Here is a 17,250-nt window from a genome sequence, read left to right as displayed (position 1 = left end):
CACCGAAACCAAGATCAAGGGCATCCAGCAGAGCGTGCGCAGTTCGCTGCTCAACAAGGAAGAAGCGCGCCATATGGGCATCGAGCGCGTCGGCCAGAACATCGAAGTGCGCTTTGCCGATGCCGCCAAGCGCGCCAAGGCCCGCTCGATCATCGGCGGCGAGTCGACCGACCTGCTGCTGACCGACGCATCCGACGCCAACGGCCTGAAACTGGTGGTCGCGCTCAAGCCGGAAGCACTCCAGCGCACCGTCGAAGAAGGCGTCAAGCAGAATATCCTGACCCTGTCGAAGCGGGTCAATGAACTGGGCGTGTCCGAGCCGATCATCCAGCAGCAGGGGCGCGACCGCATCGTGGTGCAGCTGCCGGGCGTGCAGGACGTGGCGCGCGCCAAGGACATCATCGGCCGCACCGCCACCCTGGAAATGCGCATGGTGGACGACACCGTGGTGCCGGGCATGGAATCGGCTGCCAACATTCCGCTCTCGTCCGAACTGTTCACCGACGAGCGCGGCCAGCCGATCGTGCTGTTGAAAGACATTATCCTGACCGGCGAATACATCTCCAGCGCCATCGGCACCATGGACCAGAACAACCAGCCGGCGGTGAGCCTGGACCTGAACGGCAATGGCGGCAGCAAGATGCGCACCGCCACGCGCGAGCGTATCGGCAAGCGCATGGCCATCCTGCTCAAGGAAAAAGGCAAGTACAACGTGCTGTCGGCGCCGGTCATCAACAGTGAACTGGGCAGCCGCTTCCAGATCACCGGCATGGGCACCCCGCAAAAAGCCAACGAGCTGGCGCTGCTGCTGCGCTCCGGCGCCTTGTCGGCACCGATGGAAATCATCGAAGAACGGGTCATCGGCCCGCAGCTGGGCGCCGAAAACATCGCCAAGGGCCTGTATTCGACCGTGTACGGCTTCGCCGCGATCGCCGTTTTCATGATCATCTACTACCACATGTTCGGCGTCTTCAGCGTCGTCGCACTGGCCTCGAACCTGCTGTTCCTGCTGGCGCTGCTGTCGTGGATGCAGGTGACCTTGACCCTGCCGGGCATCGCCGCGATCGCGCTGGCGCTGGGTATGGCGATTGACGCCAACGTGCTCATTAACGAACGTATCCGCGAAGAGCTGCGCGCCGGCGAAACGCCGCAAAAGGCGATTGCCGCCGGTTTCGACCGCGCCTGGGCCACCATTCTCGACTCCAACGTCACCACCCTGATCGTCGGTATCGCCTTGCTGGTGTTCGGTTCCGGTCCGGTGCGCGGCTTCGCCGTGGTCCACTGCCTGGGCATCCTGACGTCGATGTTCTCGTCCGTGTTCGTCTCGCGCGGCGTGGTCAACCTCTGGTACGGCCGCACCAAAAAGCTGAACAAAGTCTCGATCGGTACTGTCTGGACTCCTGGCCTGTCGGTCACCAAACAATAAGCACTTACTACAACAGGACTCAAGATGGAATTTTTCCGCATCAAGAAAGATATTCCCTTCATGCGCCATGCGTTGATTTTCAACGTGGTGTCGGCGCTGACCTTCGTGGCAGCCGTGTTTTTCCTGGTGACCCGCGGGCTGCACCTGTCGGTCGAATTCAAGGGCGGCACGGTGATGGAGCTCAAATACCCGGCCGCCGCCAACCAGGAGAAGATCCGCACGGACCTGATCACGCTCGGTTACGAGCAGCCGGAAGTATCGAGCTTCGGCACCGCGCAGGAAGTCATGCTGCGCCTGCCGATCATCGAGTCGGTGGCAGGTTCCACCGGTTCGCAGAAGGTGTTCGCCGCGCTGTGCAAATCCGAAGGCGGCGCGGTCACCCGCATCGACACCGTGGTCAAGGGCCAGAGCGTGGCCAAGGATGTCTGCCACTCCCCGAGCGGGGCCGACGTGCTCAGTCTCCAGAAGGTCGAATTCGTCGGCCCGCAGGTGGGTGACGAACTGGCCCACAATGGCGTGAGCGCGCTGCTGATGGTGGTGCTGTTCGTGGTGATCTACCTGGCGATTCGCTTCGAGTGGAAGTACGCTGTCTCGGCCATCATCGCCAACTTGCACGACGTGGTCATCATCCTCGGCTTCTTCGCCTTCTTCCAGTGGGAGTTCTCGCTGGCGGTGCTGGCCGGCGTGCTGGCGGTGCTGGGCTACTCGGTCAACGAATCGGTGGTGATTTTCGACCGGATCCGCGAAAACTTCCGCAAGCAGCGCAAGGCCAGCGTCGAAGAAGTCATCGACAATGCGATCACCAGCACCATCTCGCGTACCATCATCACCCACGGCTGTACCCAGATGATGGTGCTGTCGATGCTGCTCTTGGGCGGCGCGACCCTGCACTACTTCGCCGTGGCGCTGACCATCGGTATTTTGTTCGGTATCTACTCGTCGGTGTTCGTCGCCGCCGCCATCGCCATGTGGCTGGGCGTGAAACGTGAAGACCTGATCAAGCCGATCAAGGAAAAGGACGAAACCGACGGCGCTGTCGTTTAAGCGCCTTCCAGCTTCCTTCAAGAATGCCGCCCGGCTCACGCCGCGCGGCATTTTTCACACATGCCGCTTGCCGAACCATGATGCTTGACCACCGCCCGCCGCCATGAGCCGCACCAACCGCCTGTTCCTTCTGCTCGACGCCCTGCGCGGTCACCGCCGGCCCGTCACGGCCGCCGTGCTGGCCGAGCGCCTCGGCGTCTCCGAGCGCACCATCTACCGCGACATCCAGACCTTGTCCGAACTGGGCGCGCCGGTCGAAGGCGAAGCCGGTGTCGGGTTCATGATGCGCGCCGGGCTGTTTCTGCCGCCGCTGATGTTCTCGAAAGACGAACTTGAAGCGCTGGTACTCGGGGCGCGCTGGGTCAGGCGCCAGGGTGACGACGCGCTGGCCGACGCTGCCTCGAACGCGCTGGCCAAGATCGCCACGGCCACGCCGAAAGACCTGCGCGACTGCATCGCCGAGACCAGCCTGTGGGTGCCGGTCGGGCCGGGCATGCCCGAGGCGACCGCCTTCGTACGGCCGGCGCGCGAAGCGATCCGCGACCAGCACAAGCTGCGTATCGGCTACCGCGACGCCGCCGGCCAGGCGACCGAGCGCACCGTGTGGCCGTTCGCGCTGGCGTTCTTCGAAGGCGCGCGCGTGCTGGCCGCCTGGTGCGAACTGCGCGGCGCCAACCGCCACTTCCGCATCGACCGCATCGCCAGTGCGCAAGCGCATGGCGAGCCCTATCCCGAACACCGGCGAGAACTCATCAAGCGCTGGCGCGCCGAGATGTGCATGCCCGACGACTCCTGACAGAAACTGACGCGGGCCGCCCTTATCATGGCCGCTCCAACAACTTACCAAGGAGCTGCGCCATGCGCCTGTTTCACAATACCCTGTCATCGAACGGCCGCCGCGTGCTGATGGTCGCCGAGCAGCTCGGCCTGCCGCTGGACATCATCCACGTCGACCTGATGAGCGAAAGCGAGCGTGCGCGCCTGCACGAGATCAACCCCAACGGCAAGCTGCCGGTGCTCGACGACGACGGTTTCCTGCTGTGGGAATCGTGCGCCATCATGCAATACCTGTGCGACATCACGCCCGGCCAGCAGCTCTATCCGCAGGACGCGCGGGCGCGGGCCGACGTAAACCGCTGGCTGTTCTGGGGCAGCCAGCATTTCGCCGAGACGGTCAGCGTCCTGTCGTTCGAGAACCTCTGGAAAGGCATGATCGGCATGGGCGCGCCCGACCCGGCGCTGGTCGCGCGTGCCGAAGGCGGCCTGCGCCAGCTCGGCGCCGTGCTCGACGCCCACCTGGCGCAGCGCGACTGGCTGGTCGGCGACGCGCTCAGCCTGGCCGACATCGGCGTGGTCGCCCCCATGATGTACCTGGAGCAAGCCAGACTGCCGTTGGGCGATTTTCCCAACCTGATGCGCTGGTTCGACCGCCTGCGCCAGCTCGACCCCTGGAAAAACACCGAAGTCGGATAACTCCGCAAAACGGGCAATTGCACCTACAACCGGGGTCAGAGCTTAATGCCGCTAATTTAAGCTCTTTTTGCGACAAAACTTAGCTCCGTCATTCCCGCCTGCGCGGGAAGTCTTTTCTGCCAGTGGCGGGAAAGACGGAGCTTAAGTTAGCGGCAATTGATTGACAGTAAGGTGGAGCGGGGGCATACTCGATGCTCTGTATGTTAGCGCTAACATAGGATTCGGCTCCGCGTCGGCGCGGCCGTCCATCGAGGAGATTCGCCATTGATTGCAACCCCGCTGCCGTTGCGTGAAAAGATCAGTTATGGCCTCGCCGACATGGGCTTCAATTTCTATTGGGCCAATATCGCGACCTTCCTGATGATGTTCTACACGGATGTATACGGCATCTCGGCCGCAGCGGCCGCGTCGATGATGTTCGTCATTAAGATCGTCAACGCCTTCACCGATCCGCTGATCGGCGCCGTGGCCGACCGCACCAGCACCCGCTTCGGCAAGTTCCGCCCCTACCTGGTCTGGATGGCGCTGCCGCTGGCCGGCGCCGGCGTGCTCACCTACACCACGCCGCACCTCGGCGCCGATGGCAAGCTGGCCTGGGCCTACGGCACCTATCTGCTGATGATGGTCTGCTACACCTGCATCAACATCCCCTACAACGCCTTGTCCGGCGTGATGTCGGCCGAGCCGCAGGAGCGCTCCACCATCAACGGCCTGCGCTTCATCTTCGCTTTCGCCGGCAGCATGCTGGTCACGGCCGCCACGCCGGCCATGGTGGGCTGGCTGGGTGGCGGCGACGAGCAGCGCGGCTGGCAACTGACCATGCTGGCCTGGGGTGTGCTCGCCTCGCTGCTGTTCGCCGCCACCTTCTTCAACACGCGCGAACGCATCGCGCCGCCGCCGCGCCAGCAGACCCGCGTGCGCGACGACCTGCGCGACCTGGCCGGCAACCGCCCGTGGATGGTGCTGTTCTTCCTGGCCCTGATCATCATGGTCTCGATCACCCTGCGCACCACCACCGCCGCCTACTACTTCAAGTATGTGGTGGTCCGGCCCGAGCTGCTCGCGTCCTTCCTGCCGGCCTACATGGCCGCCGCCGCCGCCGGCGCCGCGCTCACGCCAGTGATGACGCGCTTCGTCGACAAGAAGACCCTGATGATGGTACTGATGTCGCTCACCGCGCTGCTGTCGGCGGCGTTTTTCTTCGTCGGCCCGGAGCAGATCACGGCCATGTACGCGCTGCAGATCGCGCTCGGCCTGGTGCTGGGGCCGAAGTCGCCGCTGGCGTTCTCGATGTATGCCGATACCGCCGACTACAACGAGTGGCGCAACGGCCGCCGCGCCACCGCGATGACCTTTGCCGCCGCCACCTTCTCGCAAAAACTCGGCACCGCGCTGGCGGTGGCCGTCATCGGCATGGTCTTCACGCAGCTCGGCTACGTGCCCAATGCGGCGCAGTCGAGCGGCTCGCAGGCCGGCATTGTCTGGCTGATGTCCATCATTCCCGCCGTATTCGCGCTGCTCGCGGTGGCGGTCATGTTTTTCTATAACCTCGACAGCGGCAAGCTGCGCCAGATCCAGGCCGACCTGTCGGCACGCAAGGCGCAGCAGTAGCGCCAGCGCCGCGAATTCTTATCAGGAGACGTTTTATGTTACGCCCCACCGACGCCGGTGACCGCTATGAATTGAGCAGCCCGACCGCGATGCCGCACGCCGCGGGCTTTCTGTGGAACCGCAGGATGATGATCCAGGTGACCTGCCGCGGCTACGCGGTGGCCCAGTTCATGCAGCCCGAACCCGCCAAGTACGCGCACGCGCCGAACATGGAAGCAAAGTCCTTCATGCAGCCGGAGCAGGCCTATTTTGCCCATCATCCAGGCCGCTTTTTTTATGTGAAGGATGAAGACACGGGCGAGCTGTTTTCGGCGCCCTACGAGCCGGTACGCGCGCCGCTCGAGCGCTTTGCCTTCTCGGTCGGCCAGAGCGACCTGACCTGGCACATCGAACACCTCGGCATCGGCATCGACCTGCGCCTTTGCCTGCCGCCGGATGAGGTGGTCGAACTGTGGTCGCTGCGCGTGACCAACCTGTCCGGCCGCCCGCGCAGGATCAGCGTGACGCCGTATTTTCCGATCGGGTACATGTCGTGGATGAACCAGTCGGCCGAGTACCGCGCCGACCTGGGCGGCATCGTCGCCAGCAGCGTCACGCCGTACCAGAAAGTGGCCGACTACTTCAGGAACAAGGACTTGAAAGACAAGACCTTCTTCCTGTGCGAACAGGCGCCCGATTCGTGGGAGGCCAACCAGGCCGCCTTTGAAGGGGAGGGCGGCCTGCACAATCCGTCGGCCCTGCAAGGAGCGCGGCTGGCCTGCGGCGACGCCCGCTACGAGACGCCGGCGGCGGTGGTGCAGTACCGGCTGGCGCTGGACGCGGGCGCGGCCAGCACGCAGCGCTTCCTGTTCGGCCCCGCGTTTGACGACGCCGAAGTCGCGGCCCTGCGCAGCACCTGGCTGAGCGAAGACGGCTTCGCGCGCGCCGCCGCACAGGCCAGCGCCTACGTGGCGGGCGGGCGTGGTTGCGCGCGTATCGCCACGCCCGACAAGGAGTTTGACAACTTCGTCAACCACTGGCTGCCGCGCCAGGTGTTCTACCACGGCGACGTAAACCGCCTCACCACCGATCCGCAGACCCGCAACTACCTGCAAGACAACATGGGCATGAGCTTCGTGCGCCCGTCCGTGATGCGGGCGGCATTTTTGCATGCGCTCAGCCAGCAGGAAGCCTCCGGCGCCATGCCCGACGGGATCTTGCTGGCGGCCGGCGCGGAACTGAAATACATTAATCAGGTGCCGCACACCGACCATTGCGTGTGGCTGCCGGTGTGCCTGCAGGCTTACCTCGACGAGACGGCCGATTATGCGATGCTCGACGAGGCGGTGACCGACGCGGCCGGGCGCAGCGAGAGCGCGTTCGCGCGCGTCGGCCGCGCCATGGAGTCGCTGCTGGCCGCGCGCGATCAGCGCGGGCTGTCGTTCATCGCGCAGGGCGACTGGTGCGATCCGATGAACATGGTCGGCTACAAGGGCCGTGGCGTATCCGGCTGGCTGACCGTGGCGGCGGCGTATGCGCTCACCCTGTGGGCGCTCGTGTGCGAGCGGCGCGGCGACGCTGCCCGGGCGCAGCACTTCCGCGATGGCGCGGCGACCATGAATGCGGCGGCCAACACGCACCTGTGGGATGGCGCCTGGTTCGCGCGCGGCATCACCGATGACGATGTCAAGTTCGGCGTGAGCACTGATAAAGAAGGACGCATCTACCTCAATCCGCAGGCGTGGGCGATCCTGGGCGGGGCGGCCAATAAGGAGCAGACCGCGAGCATGCTGGCTGAAGTCGAGCGCCAGCTGTATTCGCCGTATGGCGTGACCATGTTCGCGCCGCCGTACAGCGCCATGCGCGACGATGTCGGGCGCGTCACGCAAAAGCACCCGGGGTCGGCGGAGAACGGCGCGGTGTACAACCACGCGGCGATTTTCTATATTTTCAGCCTGTACAGCATCGGCGAATCGGAGCGCGCGCACATGCTGCTGCGCCAGATGATCCCGGGGCCGGACGCCGCCGATTATCTGCAGCGCGGGCAACTGCCGGTGTTCATTCCCAATTACTACCGGGGCGCGCACCGCGAGTATCCGCGCACGGCCGGCAGGTCGAGCCAGTTGTTCAATACTGGCACCGTGTCGTGGGTGTACCGCTGCATTGTCGAGGGCTTGTGCGGCCTGAAAGGCGATGCGGACGGATTGACCATCAACCCGCAGATGCCGGCCGCGTGGCAGCGCATGGATGTGGAAAGGGAGTTTCGCGGGGCGCGCTTCCAGGTCCATATCGAACGCGCGGACGTGAAGAGCGTGATGGTCAGGTATGAGGGGAAGTTTTTACCGGAGGCGCGCATGACCGGGATCGTGGCAGGGGAGGCATACCGGCTGGATGTATTCGTGCCATAAGTTCGCTTGGAAGGCGCAGGCCAACTCTTACGCGCTCTCGCGCGCCATCAGCGTAAACCCCAGATCGATCTGCGCCAGCGGCGGCGCCTTGCCATTCATCAGCGCCAGCAGCAAACCGGCCGCCTCGAATCCGATCCGGTAGCGCGGCGTGCCGATCGTGGTCACCGAAGGCGTCATCCACGCCGATGCCGGCAAGTCGTTAAAGCCGCACACCGCCAGCTGTTCCGGCACCTTGATGCCGCTGCGCTGGCACTGGTAAATCGCGCCATGCGCCAGGTCGTCATTGCAGCAGAAAACCGCGTCGCAGTCGGGCGCCTGTTCCAGCATGCGCCCTACCAGCTCGGCCCCGAGCGCGATGGTCGACGGCTCGCCCACCATCAGTTCCAGGCGCGCGTGGGCCAGGCCGGCGTCGCGCATGGCCTTGCGGTAGCCGTCGGCGCGGCGCAGGGTGCGTTCATCGAGCTGCGCGCCGATGAAGCCGATGCGTGCGTAGCCCTTGTCGATCAGGTAGCGCGTCATCGCGTGGCCGGCGTCGAACTGCGAAAACCCCACCGACAACTGGCCCGGCGCGCTGGCCAGGTCCATCATCGACACCACCGGCACGCCGGACGCGGCCAGCATCTGCGTCACGCGCTCACTCTGGCTCAGGCTGGAGAGCAAAATCCCGTCCGGATTCGATTGCAGATAAATACCAAGCAGCTTTTCTTCCTCGGCATCGGAATAGCGGGTGTTGCCGATCAGTAGCTGGTAATTGCCGGACCCGATCGCATCCTGAATCCCCTCCAGCACGGCCGTAAACACCGCATTCGAGAGCGACGGCACCAGTACCACGATCACGTTCGAGTGCGCCGACGCCAGCGCGCGCGCGGCACGGTTCGGCACGTAGCCGAGTTCGGCGACGGCCAGCCCGACCCGCTCGCGCACGGCGTCCGATACCCGCTCCGGCTGGTTGAGCGCGCGCGAGGCCGTCATCGCCGATACCCCTGCGCGCGCGGCCACCGCCGCCAAGGTGGCTTTGCCGCTGGCCCGGCTCTTGATCGTGCTTGTTTTGCTCATGCGCCTGGCTATCCCCGATAGTATTTTGAAAAGGTTGGCCGGATTTTACCGCGCTCGGTATGCTTTCCGTCAATACATTGGAAGTTGCCGAAGGGAATCTTCTCATTGTGTGTGTTCACGCACAGAGTTGGGGCAGGCGAATGGTTATAGTGGACCTGTCTCTTTCAGGACATCCCTAGTTTTGGACTTCGCCCGCTTTAATACAGCGGGCATTTTTTTGCCCTGACGAAAAGCGGCGCAAGAATCCAAAGGGAAAAGCAGGGGCGCGGCAGAACGCCGCGCCGGGTATTCGCGCAACCAGATTACATCAGCGCCGAGGTCAGGCTGCTCACTTCAGCGGCCGATTCTTCCAGGATGCTGTTGAGTGTGCCATCGCCGATGACGAAGTCGATGGTCGCCGCCGCCTGGCGCGAGGTAGCGCCGGCGCGTTCGTACAGTGGCGACGGGACCGGCGCCAGGTCATTGGCCAGTAGCAGGGTGTCGCCCAGGGTTTCGGGCGGCAATGCGCGCATGCCGACCCACAGCGCCTCGATGGCCGCCATCACCGGTGCCGGCACGCCCAGCCGTTGCAGGACGCAGCGGCCGATCATCTGTTCGCCGTGTTCGATCCAGTCATCCGGCTCGCCTTCGAACAGGCCCGGGAATTCGTCCGCGCGCGAGAGCATGTAAAACCCGCCCACCTCGTGCACGATGCCGGCGAACATGGCCGTCTCGGGATCGAGATTGGCCACGCGCCGCGCAATCACCTGCGACAGCGCCGCCACGTGGGCCGAGTGCTGCCACAATTGATTGGCCTTGTCGCGCAGCGACGGTTCGGTGATCTTGCTGCCGAGCTGGCGCACGATGACCGACGCACCCAGCGCGTTGAGGGTGCGAAACCCCACGCGCTGCACCGCGGTACGCACATTGGTCACTTCGTTGCCGGATCGGTTGTACGCGACCGAATTGGCGATCGCCACGGTGCGCGCGGCCAGCAGCGGCTCGGCCTGCACCAGGCGGGCCGCCGCATCGGCATGACAGTCGGGATCGTTCAGCGCACGCTGCAACTTCAGCGTGGCGTCGACATTGGTCGGGAAACTCAGTTCCCCCCGGCTTGCTTGAGCAGCAATGCTCTTGTACGCTTCGAGTCTGTCCATGAAAAAATTATACTCCGATAACCCAGCCGTGTTTGTCGTAAAAACGTGCCTTAAAGCATTTATTTGACCGGCCGCCGGGTGGCCTCGCGGCCGGCCCTGCGCTCACGGCGGGGCCGTCGTTCAGGGTTCGCTGAAGATGGCGTCGCAGCCGTCCTGGGTCGCTTCGGTATCTTCCAGCTCATCGACCAGGCCCAGGTCGAACAATTCCTCGACCGCGTTCATGAAACTGTTCAGTTTGGTGGCGCCGATGAGGCGATAGATTTCGCCGGCTTCGTTACGTACGCCGATCAGCATTTTTTCCTGGCGCACTTCATCCGGCGTGGCCACGTTAAGCAGCAGGTTGCCGATGATGTGTTTGTCAAAGTGAGCGGGCTTTTTGCCTTCGAGCAGGGTGGTTTTCAATCTTCTTCCTTGTGTTGTTGTGATGTGGGGCAAACGGCATGCTCGGCGATGACTTGTTTCAGTTTGCGCAAGCTGGCATCGATGTCATCGAAATCGCTGTCCGACAAGGACGAAAACAATTGCCTGCCATGCTCGATCACCTTCGGAAAGACGTCGCGGAACGCGGTCTCGCCCTTGGCGGTCAGGCGCACGTAATACGAGCGCTTGTCGTCGCAGCTGCGCTCGCGTTCGACCAGGCCTTTTTGCTCCAGGCGGTCGATCACGCCGGTCAGCGTGCCCTTGGTGATCAAGGTTTTCTCGCCCAGTTCCTTGTACGTCATGCCCTGCGTATTGCCGAGCGTGGCGATGATATCGAACTGGGCATGCGTCAAGCCGCACTGGCGCACCGACTCGCCCGAAAAGCGCTCGAAGCTTTGCAGGCACTCGGCCAGCAAGCGCACACTCCTTAAATATCGTTCCCCCATAGGCCGTGATTATAGCTGGCTGCGCCCGCTTTGACGGCCGCGCGGTCGCTTGTGTTGCCTGTGCGCCGCGCCGGCCGTGCGCTTGATGCTGATTTGCTACAGCGGCCCGAGGCGGCGGCAGGGCGCCTGGCCGGGGCAGGATGGTTGATCTCCGGTATGATAGCCAGCCAATGGAAATCCGATTGGCGCCTCGCGGGCGCTGGTCCCCTCTGGCTTACCTATTGTAATGACGCACCCATGCCCGTCCGATGCCACTAGCTAAACTCGCCCGCCTGGCGCAAGAAACCCCGCTGCGCGTGCTCCTGATCAATGCCGGCGAGCCTGACGCGCTCACCTGGGCCGGCCTGTTCCAGCCGCTGCGCCTGGCGGCCAAGATCCTCGGTCCCGAGCGTTTGCACGTGGACGTGCGCAGTCCCGACAAATTCGCCGCCGACGCCCAGCGCCACTGGCACCTGGTGCTGCTGGTGGCGGACGAAGCGCAAGCCTCGCTGAAACCGGCCAACAGCCGCATCCTGATCGAGCGCTGCCGCGCCGCGCCGTTCTGGGGCGGGGTCGGTGCGGGCGTGCTGTGGCTGGCCGACGCGGGCGTGCTCAACGGCGTGCGCACGGCGCTGCCGTGGGCCCTGTATGCCGAGGTCGACACCGTGGCCGACCGCGCCGTATTTACGCCCAACCTGTTCGAAATCGACGACAACCGGCTCACCTGCTGCGGCGGCGCGGCCAGCATCGACTTTGCGCTGAACCTGGTCGAGATCATTTTCGGCGCCGGGGTCCAGGCGCGCATCAAGGAAACCCTGTGCATCGACCGCGTGCGCGGCAAGGAAGAACGGCAGCGGGTAGCCTTGCAGGCCCGTTTCGGCGCGCTGCAACCGAAACTGACCGAAGCGGTGACCTTAATGGAAGCGAACATCGAAGAGCCGCTGTCGACGGACGACATCGCCAACCTGGTCGGCATCTCCCGGCGCCAGCTTGAGCGCTTGTTCAAGCAATACCTGGGCAGCCTGCCATCGCGCTACTACCTGGAGTTGCGGCTGCAGCGTGCGCGCCAGTTGCTGCTCGACACCCACTATTCGATCGTGCAGGTCGGGCTGATGTGCGGCTTCTCGAGCGGTTCGCACTTCTCCACGGCCTTCGGCGCGCTGTTCGGCAACACCCCGCGCGAAGAACGCCAGCGCAAACTCGCCGCCCCACCCGCCTGACGTTGCAAAACCGGGGTCTGTCCCCGGTTTTGCAAGTTTTGGCGGCGAGCAAAAATGAAAATGCTTGTCGCGTATTCAAAAGATGTTTGGGGCTGCTCTTCTTATAATAGTTCGACGTGCCCAGCGGTTTCGCCCGGGGACGCCTACTAACATTGGATGAGGAATGCCATGAACGCAAAGCTTGAAACGGGTGCAACCACGCGGCCGGTGACCAGACAAACCTTCGACGACGTCCTCGTCCCTACCTACGCGCCAGCCGCCATGGTGCCCGTGCGCGCCGCCGGCCTCGACCTGTGGGACCAGAACGGCAAGCATTACCTCGATTTCACCTCCGGCATCGCCGTCTCCAGCCTCGGCCATTGCAATCCGGCCCTGGTCGCCGCCCTGACCGAGCAGCTCAACAAGGTCTGGCACCTCGGCAACGGCTACACCAACGAGCCGGTCCTGCGCCTGGCCCTGGCCCTGACCGAAGCCACCTTCGCCGACCGCGCCTTCTTCTGCAATTCCGGCGCCGAAGCGAACGAAGGCGCCCTGAAGCTGGCGCGTAAGTACGCCCACACCAAATTCGGCCCGCACAAGTCGCGCATCATCTCGTGCCTGTCGTCGTTCCACGGCCGTACCTTGTTTACCGTGTCGGTCGGCGGCCAGCCCAAATACACCGAAGGGTTCGAACCGCTGCCGCAAGAGATCGACCACATTGCCTACAACGATATCGAGGCGGCCCGCGCCGCCATCGGCGACGATGTGTGCGCAGTGATCGTCGAGCCAATTCAAGGCGAAGGCGGCGTCATTCCGGGCGACCCGGCTTATCTGTTAGCGCTGCGCGAGCTGTGCGACAAAACCGGCGCGCTGCTCATTTTCGACGAAGTCCAATCGGGCGTGGGCCGCACCGGCGCCCTGTACGCGTACATGGACAAAGGCGTCACGCCGGACATCCTGACCAGCGCCAAGGCACTCGGCAACGGCTACCCGATCGGCGCCATGCTGACCACCAACGAGATCGCCGCGCACTTCGGCGTCGGCTCGCACGGCACCACCTACGGCGGCAATCCGCTGGCGGCCACCGTGGCGCTCAACGTGCTCGAGACGATCAACCAGCCAGCCTTCCTGGCGCGCGTCAAGCAGGCGTCGGACAAGATCTTCGCCAACCTGCGCAAACTCGCCGCCGACTATCCGCAAGTGTTCGGTGAAGTGCGCGGCAGCGGCCTCTTGATCGGCCTGCCGGTGGCGGAACCGTTCAAGGGCCGCGCCAAGGACATCACCAAGGCCGCCGAAGCACTTGGCCTGATGCTGCTCATCGCCGGCACCGACGTGGTGCGCTTCGCGCCCGCGCTGATCGTCACCGACGAACAGATCGACGAAGCCGACCGCATCCTGCGCGCCGCCGTCGACGGCATGCTGAACGCGGCTCCCGCCAAGTAATCAGCTTTACACGGCCGGCCCGGCATGCGCCGCGGCCGGCCGCGGCACGTTTTGCCTATAAAGGGAAATCACATGTTTGTTGTCCGTCCGGTTGAACTGTCGGATATCGACGCCCTCGAAACACTGGCAGCTGTGACGATGCCGGGCGTGCATACCCTGCCCAAGACGCGCGAAAAAATCGCCGCCTCGGTCGAGCGTTCGATCGCGTCGTTCGCCGCCCATGTCGACATCCCGAGCGAGGAGTCGTATCTCTTCGTGCTGGAACAGCAGGCCACCCGCGCCATCGTCGGCACCGCCGCCATCTTCGCGTCGGCCGGTTCCAACGGCACCTATTTTTCATTCCGTAACGACGTGATCCAGCAGGTCTCGCGCGACCTCAATATCAGCCACAGCGTGCATGCCTTGACCCTGTGTTCGGAATTGACCGCGTATTCGCAGCTGTCCGGCTTTTACGTGGCCAATCGCGGCACCGCGGGCCTGGAAGCGGCCCTGCTGTCGCGCGCGCGCCTGCTGTTCGCGGTACTCGCGCCGCACCGCTTCGGCGACCGCTTCTTCGTGCCGCTGGCCGGCGTGACCGACAAGAACGGCCAGTCGCCGTTCTGGGAAGCGCTCGGCCGCAAATTCTTCAAGATGGATTTCCTCGAGGCCGAACGGGTCATCGGCGGCGCCCGCAACCGCACCCTGATCGTCGAGCTGATGCCGCACTATCCGGTGTACGTGCCGCTGCTGCCGGGCGACGCCCAGGCGGCCATGGGCCAGATCCACGGCGACGGCGAACTCGCTTTCAGCCTGCTGACCGAAGAAGGGTTCGAGGCCGACGATTACGTCGACATCTTCGACGGCGGCCCGATCCTGCAAGCGCACAAGAATGCGCTGCGCACCTTTGCCGGGTCGATGCTGCGCCGCGTGGCGCCGTTTGACTCGGGCCTGTCGTCCGAGCTGCCGGTCACCTACGCAATCGCCGCCAGCAATGAGCAGAACTTCCGCGCCATCACCGTCTCGTGCCCGCCCGCCGAGGGCACCGACAGCGTGTTCCTGCCGCAGGAGGCGCAGGATGCGCTGATGGTGGCCCCGGGCGATAACGTCATTTGCGTCAGAATCTGAAAGAGAACCCTATGCTAGTTGTACGCGCAATTCACGCGTCCGATCTGGATGCCCTGATCGAACTGGCGCACCAGGTCGGGAGCGGCATGACGACCCTGAAACCGGACCGCAAGATGCTGGGCGACCGCATCTCGGTGGCCGTGGCCTCGTTCGCCGAGACTATCCCGCCCGAGCAGCGCGACTACATGTTCGTCATGGAAGACACCACCAGCGGGCGCCTGGCCGGCGTATGCGCGATCAAGGGTGCGGTGGGCCTGGACGAGCCGTTCTATAACTACCGCATCGGCACCCTGGTCCATTCGAGCCGCGAACTCGATGTGTTCACGCGCATGGACACCTTGTACCTGTCGAACGACCTGACCGGCGCCACCGAACTGTGTTCGCTGTTCCTGCATCCGGATTACCGCAGCGGGAACAACGGCAAGTGGTTGTCTAAAAGCCGCTTCCTGTTCATCGCCCAGTTCCCGCACCTGTTCACGGCCAAGCTGATCGCCGAGATGCGCGGCTACCAGCTTGACGATGGCAGCTCGCCCTTCTACGAAGGCCTGGGGCGGCACTTTTTCAAGATGGATTTCAACCACGTCGACCACCTGACGGCGATGGGCAAGAAGTCCTTCATCGCCGAACTGATGCCGCGCCAGCCGCTGTACGTGGCTTACCTGCCCGACGAGGCGCAGGAAGTGATCGGCAAGGTGCACCTGTCGACCGCGCCGGCGCGCCGCCTGCTGGAGCAGGAAGGCATGCACTTCGAAGGCTACGTCGATATTTTCGACGCCGGCCCGGTGCTGCAGGCGCGCGTGTCGGAACTGCGCGCCATGCGCGAGAGCACGGTGGCCACGGTCGATGAAAGCGCCACGCCGACGGATACCGATCCGCTGCTGGTGTCGAACACGCTGCTCAATGATTTTCGCATGATCGTCGCACACGCCAATCCGGTCTCGGGCAAGCTCGCCCTGACCCCGGACGAACAGGCGCTGCTGCATTGCCAAGGCGGCGACACGGTTCGCACGCTGTCACTCAATGTAAGGAAAAATGTCCATGTCTGATTCCAGTAACGTAGTTAGTAACTTCATTGGCGGCGAGTGGCTCGCCGGCAGCGGCGCTGAACTGGGGACCATCGATCCGTCCACGGGCAAGCAGACCTGGGCCAGCAAAGAGTCCACCACCGCCGACGTGGCGCAGGCCGTGCAGGCCGCGCGCGACGCCTTCGAGGCCTGGGCCTTGACCCCGCTCGATGAACGCATTGCGGTGTGTGTGCGCTTCCGCGACCTGCTCAAGGCGAATGCCGAAGAGCTGGCGCAAACCATCTCCGAGGAAGTCGGCAAACCGCTGTGGGAAGCCCGCACCGAAGTGACCACCATGGCCAACAAGGTCGATATCTCGGTGCAGGCCTACGGCGCGCGCACCGGCGAAGTGGCGGCCAAGGTCGCCGACGGCAATGCCGTGCTGCGCCACCGCCCGCACGGCGTATTCGGCGTGTTCGGACCGTACAATTTCCCCGGCCACCTGCCCAACGGGCATATCGTCCCGGCCCTCATCGCCGGTAACACGGTGGTGTTCAAGCCGAGCGAGTACGCACCGCGCACGGCCATCAAGACCGTACAGCTGTGGCAGCAGGCCGGCTTGCCGGCCGGCGTGATCAACCTGGTCAACGGCGGGCGCAATACCGGCATCGCCCTGGGCCAGGAGGCGGGCCTCGACGGCGTGCTGTTTACCGGCTCCTGCCAGACCGGCGTCGCGCTGCACAAGCAGTTCGGCGGCCAGCCGGGCAAGATGCTGGCGCTGGAAATGGGCGGGAACAATCCGCTGGTGGTATGGGACGTGAAAGATGTCGACGCCGCCGTGCACCATGCGGTCATGTCCGCCTTTATCTCGGCCGGCCAGCGCTGCACCTGCGCGCGCCGCCTGGTGGTGCAGGACAGCCCGGCCGGCGAAGCGTTCGTCAAGCGCCTGGTCGAAGTCGCGTCCACCCTGACCGTGGGCGCATCCAATGCCGAACCGCAGCCGTTCATGGGGCCTGTGGTCTCGAGCGCTGTGGCCGCGCGCCTGGTACAGGCGCAGGCCGACATGGCCGCCAAGGGCGGCGCCGTGCTGCTGCAAATGAAGCAGCTCGATCCGAACGCCGGTTTCGTCACCGCCGGCATTGTCGACGTCACCAACGCTACCGGCATTGCCGACGAAGAGTGGTTCGGACCGCTGCTGCAAATCATCCGCGTGAAGGATTTCGCCAGCGCCGTCAAGGTCGCCAACGCCACCGAATTCGGCCTGGCCGCCGCGCTGCTGTCGAACGACGAAGCGCTGTGGAAGCAGTTCTCGGTGCAGGCGCGCGCCGGCATCGTCAACTGGAACCGCCCGACCACCGGTGCGGCGAGCAGCGCGCCGTTCGGCGGCGTGGGCAAGTCGGGCAACCATCGCCCGAGCGCCTACTACGCGGCCGATTACTGCGCCTACCCGGTCGCTTCGATCGAAACGAGCGAACTTGAAATGCCGGCCAAGCTGTCGCCCGGCCTCTCCTTCTAGGACCCG

At 64.3% G+C, this 17,250-nt stretch carries 15 protein-coding genes; 11 read left to right on the top strand and 4 right to left on the bottom strand.

Going from position 1 to position 17,250, the window contains the following annotated elements; translation table 11 throughout:
* The 6 genes from secD to F1609_RS17515 form a co-directional block, all read left to right on the top strand.
* The coding region (secD, locus tag F1609_RS17540) for a protein translocase subunit SecD (RefSeq protein ID WP_167077688.1) at nt 1-1,426 on the top strand (1,426 nt) is incomplete at its 5' end.
* A 24-nt stretch (nt 1,427-1,450) separates the two neighbouring features.
* Nucleotides 1,451-2,470: a protein translocase subunit SecF gene (secF, locus tag F1609_RS17535; RefSeq protein ID WP_167077687.1), complete on the top strand. Its 1,020-nt coding sequence runs from the start codon at nt 1,451-1,453 to the stop codon at nt 2,468-2,470.
* Between the two features lie 103 nt (nt 2,471-2,573).
* Nucleotides 2,574-3,266: a helix-turn-helix transcriptional regulator gene (locus F1609_RS17530; RefSeq protein ID WP_167077686.1), complete on the top strand. Its 693-nt coding sequence runs from the start codon at nt 2,574-2,576 to the stop codon at nt 3,264-3,266.
* 62 nt (nt 3,267-3,328) lie between these two features.
* Entirely contained in the window at nt 3,329-3,943 is a 615-nt protein-coding gene (locus F1609_RS17525) for a glutathione S-transferase family protein (protein ID WP_167077685.1), read from the top strand.
* A gap of 264 nt (nt 3,944-4,207) precedes the next feature.
* Nucleotides 4,208-5,554 carry an MFS transporter gene (locus F1609_RS17520; protein ID WP_229421930.1) on the top strand — a complete coding sequence of 449 codons (1,347 nt, stop codon included), beginning with the start codon at nt 4,208-4,210 and terminating at the stop codon, nt 5,552-5,554.
* 35 nt (nt 5,555-5,589) lie between these two features.
* Entirely contained in the window at nt 5,590-7,941 is a 2,352-nt protein-coding gene (locus F1609_RS17515; RefSeq protein WP_167077684.1) for a GH36-type glycosyl hydrolase domain-containing protein, read from the top strand.
* A gap of 27 nt (nt 7,942-7,968) precedes the next feature.
* Here the strand turns inward: F1609_RS17515 and gntR are convergent, their stop codons facing one another.
* From gntR to F1609_RS17495, 4 genes are all read right to left on the bottom strand, one after another.
* Nucleotides 7,969-8,997 carry an HTH-type transcriptional regulator GntR gene (gntR, locus tag F1609_RS17510; RefSeq protein WP_167077683.1) on the bottom strand — a complete coding sequence of 343 codons (1,029 nt, stop codon included), beginning with the start codon at nt 8,995-8,997 and terminating at the stop codon, nt 7,969-7,971.
* 302 nt (nt 8,998-9,299) lie between these two features.
* The gene (locus F1609_RS17505; protein ID WP_167077682.1) at nt 9,300-10,133 is read right to left on the bottom strand and encodes an HDOD domain-containing protein; all 834 of its coding nucleotides are present in this window, start codon (nt 10,131-10,133) and stop codon (nt 9,300-9,302) included.
* A gap of 120 nt (nt 10,134-10,253) precedes the next feature.
* Nucleotides 10,254-10,535: a hypothetical protein gene (locus F1609_RS17500; protein WP_126073913.1), complete on the bottom strand. Its 282-nt coding sequence runs from the start codon at nt 10,533-10,535 to the stop codon at nt 10,254-10,256.
* Nucleotides 10,532-10,999: a MarR family winged helix-turn-helix transcriptional regulator gene (locus tag F1609_RS17495; protein ID WP_167077681.1), complete on the bottom strand. Its 468-nt coding sequence runs from the start codon at nt 10,997-10,999 to the stop codon at nt 10,532-10,534. Before F1609_RS17495 ends, F1609_RS17500 begins: the two co-directional genes overlap by 4 nt.
* Nucleotides 11,000-11,247: 248 nt before the next feature.
* Between F1609_RS17495 and F1609_RS17490 the strand changes: the two genes are divergently transcribed.
* The 5 genes from F1609_RS17490 to astD all read left to right on the top strand — a co-directional run bounded on the left by F1609_RS17490 (nt 11,248) and on the right by astD (nt 17,244).
* Nucleotides 11,248-12,198 (top strand): GlxA family transcriptional regulator, encoded by a 951-nt coding sequence (locus tag F1609_RS17490; RefSeq protein WP_166877405.1) that lies wholly within the window; start codon nt 11,248-11,250, stop codon nt 12,196-12,198.
* A 168-nt stretch (nt 12,199-12,366) separates the two neighbouring features.
* Nucleotides 12,367-13,620, top strand: a complete 1,254-nt coding sequence (astC, locus tag F1609_RS17485) for an acetylornithine/succinylornithine family transaminase (protein WP_167077680.1) — start codon at nt 12,367-12,369, stop codon at nt 13,618-13,620.
* A 72-nt stretch (nt 13,621-13,692) separates the two neighbouring features.
* Nucleotides 13,693-14,724: an arginine N-succinyltransferase gene (locus tag F1609_RS17480; protein ID WP_167077679.1), complete on the top strand. Its 1,032-nt coding sequence runs from the start codon at nt 13,693-13,695 to the stop codon at nt 14,722-14,724.
* Nucleotides 14,725-14,735: 11 nt separating this feature from the next.
* Complete coding sequence (gene astA / locus F1609_RS17475; RefSeq protein WP_167077678.1) at nt 14,736-15,770, top strand: arginine N-succinyltransferase; 1,035 nt, start codon at nt 14,736-14,738, stop codon at nt 15,768-15,770.
* Nucleotides 15,763-17,244 carry a succinylglutamate-semialdehyde dehydrogenase gene (astD, locus tag F1609_RS17470; RefSeq protein WP_167077677.1) on the top strand — a complete coding sequence of 494 codons (1,482 nt, stop codon included), beginning with the start codon at nt 15,763-15,765 and terminating at the stop codon, nt 17,242-17,244. Before astA ends, astD begins: the two co-directional genes overlap by 8 nt.
* The last annotated feature ends 6 nt before the right edge of the window (nt 17,245-17,250 follow it).

The sequence above is a fragment of the Massilia aquatica genome, from assembly GCF_011682045.1.
GTDB lineage: Bacteria > Pseudomonadota > Gammaproteobacteria > Burkholderiales > Burkholderiaceae_D > Telluria_A > Telluria_A aquatica.
This window is presented reverse-complemented; position numbering and strand designations above follow the sequence as displayed.

What these genes read in the sequence shown, in the direction of transcription:
- astD (WP_167077677.1), top strand. Translation starts at nt 15,763, where the DNA reads ATGTCTGATTCCAGTAACGTAGTTAGTAACTTCATTGGCGGCGAGTGG.
- astC (WP_167077680.1), top strand. Translation starts at nt 12,367, where the DNA reads ATGAACGCAAAGCTTGAAACGGGTGCAACCACGCGGCCGGTGACCAGA.
- astA (WP_167077678.1), top strand. Translation starts at nt 14,736, where the DNA reads ATGCTAGTTGTACGCGCAATTCACGCGTCCGATCTGGATGCCCTGATC.
- F1609_RS17525 (WP_167077685.1), top strand. Translation starts at nt 3,329, where the DNA reads ATGCGCCTGTTTCACAATACCCTGTCATCGAACGGCCGCCGCGTGCTG.
- F1609_RS17530 (WP_167077686.1), top strand. Translation starts at nt 2,574, where the DNA reads ATGAGCCGCACCAACCGCCTGTTCCTTCTGCTCGACGCCCTGCGCGGT.
- secF (WP_167077687.1), top strand. Translation starts at nt 1,451, where the DNA reads ATGGAATTTTTCCGCATCAAGAAAGATATTCCCTTCATGCGCCATGCG.
- F1609_RS17495 (WP_167077681.1), bottom strand. Translation starts at nt 10,999, where the DNA reads ATGGGGGAACGATATTTAAGGAGTGTGCGCTTGCTGGCCGAGTGCCTG.
- F1609_RS17515 (WP_167077684.1), top strand. Translation starts at nt 5,590, where the DNA reads ATGTTACGCCCCACCGACGCCGGTGACCGCTATGAATTGAGCAGCCCG.
- F1609_RS17480 (WP_167077679.1), top strand. Translation starts at nt 13,693, where the DNA reads ATGTTTGTTGTCCGTCCGGTTGAACTGTCGGATATCGACGCCCTCGAA.
- gntR (WP_167077683.1), bottom strand. Translation starts at nt 8,997, where the DNA reads ATGAGCAAAACAAGCACGATCAAGAGCCGGGCCAGCGGCAAAGCCACC.
- F1609_RS17505 (WP_167077682.1), bottom strand. Translation starts at nt 10,133, where the DNA reads ATGGACAGACTCGAAGCGTACAAGAGCATTGCTGCTCAAGCAAGCCGG.
- F1609_RS17490 (WP_166877405.1), top strand. Translation starts at nt 11,248, where the DNA reads ATGCCACTAGCTAAACTCGCCCGCCTGGCGCAAGAAACCCCGCTGCGC.